Annotated in this window: 8 protein-coding genes; all 8 read left to right on the top strand. The window is 68.2% G+C overall.

The genetic code is table 11. The features are described 5' to 3' along the window. Positions 1 to 499: 499 nt before the first annotated feature. The 8 genes from rpmH (at position 500) to DEI99_RS17155 (ending at position 5480) form a co-directional block, all read left to right on the top strand. Entirely contained in the window at positions 500 to 637 is a 138-nt protein-coding gene (gene rpmH, locus DEI99_RS17190) for a 50S ribosomal protein L34 (RefSeq protein WP_022889115.1), read from the top strand. 47 nt (positions 638 to 684) lie between these two features. Beyond that, positions 685 to 1035: a ribonuclease P protein component gene (rnpA, locus tag DEI99_RS17185; protein WP_111041750.1), complete on the top strand. Its 351-nt coding sequence runs from the start codon at positions 685 to 687 to the stop codon at positions 1033 to 1035. Further along, complete coding sequence (gene yidD, locus DEI99_RS17180) at positions 1032 to 1412, top strand: membrane protein insertion efficiency factor YidD (RefSeq protein WP_111041751.1); 381 nt, start codon at positions 1032 to 1034, stop codon at positions 1410 to 1412. Before rnpA ends, yidD begins: the two co-directional genes overlap by 4 nt. A gap of 8 nt (positions 1413 to 1420) precedes the next feature. Beyond that, entirely contained in the window at positions 1421 to 2389 is a 969-nt protein-coding gene (yidC, locus tag DEI99_RS17175; RefSeq protein WP_111041752.1) for a membrane protein insertase YidC, read from the top strand. Further along, positions 2390 to 2884, top strand: a complete 495-nt coding sequence (locus DEI99_RS17170; RefSeq protein ID WP_111041753.1) for a Jag family protein — start codon at positions 2390 to 2392, stop codon at positions 2882 to 2884. Next, the gene (gene rsmG / locus DEI99_RS17165) at positions 2881 to 3540 is read left to right on the top strand and encodes a 16S rRNA (guanine(527)-N(7))-methyltransferase RsmG (RefSeq protein WP_111041754.1); all 660 of its coding nucleotides are present in this window, start codon (positions 2881 to 2883) and stop codon (positions 3538 to 3540) included. The genes DEI99_RS17170 and rsmG overlap by 4 nt, the downstream gene beginning before the upstream one ends. An 81-nt stretch (positions 3541 to 3621) precedes the next feature. After that, a complete protein-coding gene (locus DEI99_RS17160; RefSeq protein WP_111041755.1) occupies positions 3622 to 4515 on the top strand; it encodes a ParA family protein in 894 nt (297 codons plus the stop codon). Continuing rightward, the gene (locus tag DEI99_RS17155; RefSeq protein ID WP_111041756.1) at positions 4515 to 5480 is read left to right on the top strand and encodes a ParB/RepB/Spo0J family partition protein; all 966 of its coding nucleotides are present in this window, start codon (positions 4515 to 4517) and stop codon (positions 5478 to 5480) included. Before DEI99_RS17160 ends, DEI99_RS17155 begins: the two co-directional genes overlap by 1 nt. Positions 5481 to 6186: the final 706 nt, after the last annotated feature.

The following is a 6186-nucleotide window of genomic DNA, read 5'->3' as shown; positions in this document are numbered from 1 at the left end:
GCGCGCTCGTCTCCAGGTGTCGTGTCGTGCGGTCGCCGCCGGACGGTGGTGCGGCAGCGGGTCGGACAGGCCGAGGCACCGGGGTGGTCCGCGCCGGATCAGGGTCGAGGCGGGCGGGTCGTCTGGGGCCCCGCGGGCTTCGTCGGCGCCTCGTTCCACCGTGGTTCCCAACAGGGTTGTCCACAGCGTTGTCCACGACCGTTCCGCATCGCGCGACAGGAGTACTTCCCTGTCGTACCGGGGCACGGAGCCGATCGATCACCCCACTGTAAAGGACCGGACCGACGTGCACCGAACGGAAGTTGTCCCCAATGTGGAGAATCGTGGTCGGGCGTCCGCCCGTCGGAGCGCTCCCAGGCGGGGTTTGACCTGGTCGCCGCTGTCACGTACCGTTAACCAGTTGACTGCGGCCCTTTGGTCGCGCCCATCTGCGTCGTTCGACACCCGGACGGCTACACATACGTGACGGCTCGCCGCGAGCAGCCGTGTGGAGAACATCATGAGCAAGCGCACCTTCCAGCCGAACAACCGCCGCCGCGCCAAGAAGCACGGCTTCCGCCTCCGCATGCGGACGCGTGCCGGCCGCGCCATCCTGTCGGCGCGTCGCGCCAAGGGCCGCACCGAGCTCTCGGCCTGATCAGGCTCACCGCCTGATCCGGTCATCGGTCTGACCCCGGCGTCGCAGTGTTGGCCAGCGCCAACCGCGTCGTGCGCGGGGACGACTACCGGAACGTCGTGCGTCGTGGTCGCAAGAGCGCCACGGCGCACGTCGTCGTATCCGTCGTCCGTCAGCCCGGGGATCGGCCCGGACCGACGCGGTTCGGGTTCATCGTCGCGAAGACCGTGGGCAACGCCGTGACCCGGAACCTGGTCAGGCGACGGCTCAAGGCCATCGCGCACGACCTGCTCGTCGAGCACCCCGAAGGGTACGACGTGGTGGTCCGCGCACTGCCAGCCGCATCGCAGGCCGGATGGCCTACCCTGCTCGAAGACGTCACGCGCTCCTTCGCGCGCGGGGTGGAGAAGGCAGCATGAACCGCACTCTGTGGACCCGGCTGGCCTGGGTCATCGCGTTGCTCCCACGCAACGCGTGCGTCGTCGTGCTCCGGGCCTACCGCGCGGTGATCTCCCCGCTCTACGGGAACGTCTGCCGCTACCACCCGTCGTGCTCCCGGTACGCCCTCGAAGCGATCCAGCAGTACGGCGTCGTCCGCGGATCGGCCATGGGCGCCTGGCGCATCGCCCGCTGCAACCCCTGGGCTGCTGGTGGCATCGACGACGTCACGGAACGTCGTCACCCGTTCGTCGTCAACCGGTTCGGGTTCGTCCTCGCGCCGATCCCGCGGCACCCGCACCCCGCGGTCGGAACGGCCCGGCCGGTCCTGCTCCCCCAGCGCACTCGAAAGGCGTAGCCGTCCCCATGGACATCATCGGAACGATCCTCTGGCCGCTCAAATGGGTGGTCTCCGCCATCCTCGTCGGCTTCCACTGGATCTTCGAGAACCTCGGCATGGACCCCGGGGCGGGCATCACCTGGGTGCTCTCCATCATCTTCCTGACGTTCGTGGTCCGCGCAGCGTTGATCCCGATCTTCGTCCGGCAGATCAAGTCGCAGCGCCGCATGCTCGAGGTCGCGCCGCAGCTCAAGAAGATCCAGGACAAGTACAAGGGCAAGAAGGACCAGTTCTCGCGTGAGGCCATGAGCCGCGAGACGATGGCGCTGTACAAGGAGACCGGGACCAACCCGCTGAGCTCCTGCCTGCCACTGCTGCTGCAGATGCCGATCTTCTTCTCGCTCTACTCGGTGCTGCACGAGGCCCAGATCAACAAGACCGGCATCGGTCTGCTGACGAACGACCTCGCGGCCTCCTTCGGCAACGCAGCGCTGTTCGGTGCTCCCCTGCACGAGACGTTCACGAACGCCTCCGGCTGGGAGGTCCGCGCCATCGCCGGCTTCATGATCGTCGTGATGACGGCCTCGCAGTTCGTCACCCAGCTGCAGCTCGTCGCCAAGAACATGTCCCCGGAGACCAAGGAGTCTCCGATGTACCGCCAGCAGAAGATGATGCTGTACATCCTCCCGCTGGTCTTCGTCATCTCGGGCCTGAGCTTCCCCCTCGGTGTCATGTTCTACTGGCTCGCCTCGAACATCTGGACGATGGCGCAGCAGTACTTCGTCATCCGCAGTATGCCGACGCCGGGCTCCGAGGCTGCCCTCGCCCGCGAGGCACGTCTGGCCAAGAAGGCGCAGCGTCGCGGCATCGCCACCCCGGTGCTCGCCGAGGCCGGCGCCGGCGCCGGTGCGGCCGAGGTCAAGGCCGTGCGTGTCACCACCCAGCGTCAGCAGCCGGTCGGCAAGCAGCGCTCGAAGAAGAACGGGAAGAAGTAAGTGACCGAGCAGGACACCGCCGCGGCCGTCGACACCACCGAGTCCGAGGACGCGCGTGACGAGGCCGACATCGCCGCGGACTACATCGAGGAACTGCTCGACATCTGCGATCTCGACGGCGACATCGAGATCGAGGAACGCGCCGGCCGGGTCTACCTGTCCGTGACGGACGACGGCGAGGCCCTGCGGGTGCTCTCGAAGCCGGACACCGTGACGGCCCTGCAGGAGCTCACGCGCATCGCGGTGCAGGCGGAGACCGGCGAGTTCAGCCGGCTCATCCTGGACGTCGGTGGCTCGCGCGATGCCCGCGCGGGCGAACTCCAGCGGCTCGTCGACACGGCGGTCGAGCGGATCGAGGCGGGTTCGTCGTCGGCCGCACTCCCCCCGATGTCCTCGTACGAGCGCAAGCTCGTGCACGACCTGGTCGCCGAGAAGGGCTTCCACTCGGAGTCCGAGGGTGAGGGTCGGGACCGCCACACGGTCGTCACCCGATGACCGATCCGGACACCACGACCGAGGTCGCGCTCGCGGTCGAGGCCGAACCGTCGGCGGCGGCCACCCTCTTCGGTGCTCGGATCGACCTCGCTCGGTCGTTCACCGCTGAGCTCGCTCGCCGCGGCGAGGAGCTCGGCCTGATCGGTCCTCGCGAGCTGCCGCAGCTCTGGACACGACACATCCTCAATTCCGCGTTGTTGGCACCCCTCCTGGAGGCCCGTGGCCGGGTCGCCGACGTCGGCTCCGGTGCTGGGCTCCCCGGCCTCGTGCTCGCCATCGCTCGGCCGGACGTTTCCTTCACGCTCATCGAGCCGATGGAGCGGCGCGTCGATTGGCTGACGAGCGAAGCTGCCCGTCTCGGCCTCGAGAACGTGACGGTGCTGCGCGCACGCGCTGAAGACGTCGCCGACGACGTCGTGGTCGACCAGGTCACCGCACGTGCGGTGAGCGCCCTGTCGAAGCTCATCCCCTTGACGGTGCCGCTCGTCCGTTCGGGTGGACAGCTCATCCTGATGAAGGGTGCACGGGTCGACGAGGAGATCGAGAAGGCCCGCAAGGTGATCCTCCGCAAGCGGCTCTCCGACGTCGAGGTGCTCGAGCTCGGGGAGGGCGTGGTCAACGAGACCACCCGCGTCTTCCGGGCTACAGTTGACTGACGCTGCGGATCGGGTCGGGACCACCGACCGCCGGCGGCTCCGCGTTTCACGTGAAACACCGAACCGGGGAAGAGGCACTCGTTGAGTTCATCGACCGACTACGACGCGTCGACACCGCTCGCTCGCGAGATCGCCGACCTGAACCGTCGCCGGCGTGCCATCGCCACCCAGCAGTTCCCGTTGCCGGCCGAGACACGGATCATCACCGTCTCGAACCAGAAAGGTGGCGTCGGCAAGACGACCACCACGGTGAACCTCGCAGCCGCGCTGGCACACGGTGGGGCACGTGTCCTGGTCATCGACCTCGATCCGCAAGGCAATGCCTCGACGGCGCTCGGGGTGGACCACCAGGCGGAGGTCGCGAGCATCTACGACGTCATCGTCGACGAAGCATCGATGGCCCACACCGTGCAGGCCTCCCCCGAGTCGGACACGCTGTGGTGCGTTCCGGCGACCATCCACCTCGCAGGTGCTGAGATCGAGCTCGTCTCGCTCGTGGCACGTGAGCAGCGGTTGCGCACGGCGCTCGACCTGTACCTGCAGTCGCTCGACGAGCCGTACCACTACGTCTTCGTCGACTGCCCGCCGTCGCTCGGGCTGCTGACGATCAACGCCTTCGTCGCCGCGCAAGAGGTCCTCATCCCCATCCAGTGCGAGTACTACGCACTCGAGGGGCTCAGCCAGCTGCTGCGGAACATCGAGCTGATCGAGCGACACCTCAACCCGAAGCTCCGCGTCTCGACGATCCTGCTGACGATGTACGACGGTCGGACGAACCTGGCGAACCAGGTGGCCAACGACGTCCGCGAGCACTTCGGGAGCCAGGTGCTCACCGCCATGATCCCGCGTTCCGTGCGGGTGAGCGAGGCGCCGAGCTACGGCCAGAGCGTCGTCGCGTACGACGTCAATTCGTCGGGATCGTTGTCCTACCTGGAGGCAGCAGCCGAGATCGCAGCACGAGGAGCGCAGAACTGATGGCACCGAAGCGAACCGGACTGGGTCGAGGCATCGGCGCGCTCATCCCGACGGCGACCGAGCAGCAGGACCGCCCGGTCGACGTGTTCTTCCCGACCGGAGGCTCGCCGTCCTCCGCCCCGACCGCCGACGACTTGGTGGCGGTGCCCGGGGCTCGCCTGGCCAACCTCAACCCCCTCGACGTGATCCCGAATGCGCAGCAGCCGCGCAAGGAGTTCCGCGAGGAAGAACTCCAGGAGCTCGTCCACTCCATCCGGGAGATCGGCGTCCTGCAGCCGATCGTGGTCCGGCCGATCGCTGGCGCTTCCGGCACCGAACCCCAGTACGAGCTCATCATGGGCGAGCGTCGACTGCGGGCAACCAAGGAACTCGGGCTCAGCACGATCCCGGCCATCGTCAAGGACACTCCTGACGACGCCATGCTCCGCGACGCACTGCTCGAGAACCTGCACCGCGCGCAGCTCAACCCGCTCGAAGAAGCGTCGGCGTACCAGCAGCTGCTCGCCGACTTCGGCATCACGCAGGAGCAGCTCGGTCAGCGCATCGGCCGTTCACGGCCGCAGATCACGAACACGATCCGCTTGCTCCGCCTCCCCTCCCCCGTCCAGCGGCGTGTGGCTGCCGGTGTGCTCTCCGCCGGGCACGCCCGCGCGATCCTCGCCGCACCCGACGCGGAAGCGATGGAGTACCTGGCAGAGAAGATCGTCAACGAGGACCTGTCCGTCCGGGCCGCCGAGGCCATCGCGCAGCAGCTGTCATCGAAGACACCGCAGAAGCCCGCCCCGCAGCCCAGCAAGCGCCAGGCGCACTTCAACGACCTGGCCGACCGACTGGGCGACCGGCTCAACACCCGGGTGAAGATCGCGGTCGGGGCCCGGAAGAGCTCGGTCTCCATCGAGTTCGCGAACGGGGACGACCTCAACCGGATCCTCGGGGAGCTCGGTATCGAGGACGTCGCGGGCTGACGCTCCGCCGCCGCTTGCGGCACCGCCTTCTGTACGGCGCTGTGCGGCCGTCTGCGGGCCGAACGTCGGTGCCTTGCCCGCGGGTACGGTCTTGCGGCTGCTGCGTCCTGTACGAGCCTGGTGCGGCTTGTGCAGCACCTCGGTTGGCCGGGGCCTGATTGAGCGGGCGGCGTTCCACGTGGAACATCAGTGCACTCCGAGAGACGGGATCCCTGGCGCATCGGGCTGAGCTCGGATCGTCGTGCGCAGCGGCCCGCCTCAGTACGATCGCGCGATGTGCTGCTGATCGCCGAGGCCCCGAGATCGCCCCGACCCGGGTCTCGCAGAAGCGACCGGCCCGGGAGGCGGATCGTCAGCTGCACACCGGCATTGAGGACCTCAGAGCAGCCAGTTCGCGCTTGCGACATGGGACGGTTGCGGTCCGGGCCGGCCCTGCCCCGCTCCGAGGTGCCCCTGCAGCGCGGCAACGAGGGTGGCGAGTACCGATGCACGTTGGTGGAAGATGCGGGCGGTACGGGGAGGGGTTGTCACGTCGTGTCGGAGGCTCCGGTCGATGAGCTGCCACGATGGCCGCCTGATCGAGCGGGAGCGCGGCGCGAGAGCACGACCCCGCCCCATCGAGCATCGGAATCGCACGCGCGGATGTGCGATCGAGCCGTTGATGCACCCTGGTCGATGTTCCCGGTGGCGAACGTGCCGCACGATC

Origin of the sequence: Curtobacterium sp. MCLR17_036 (assembly GCF_003234445.2) — a bacterium.
GTDB lineage: Bacteria > Actinomycetota > Actinomycetes > Actinomycetales > Microbacteriaceae > Curtobacterium.
Note: the sequence above shows the minus strand (reverse complement) of the source record. Positions and strands in the feature narration are given on the sequence as shown.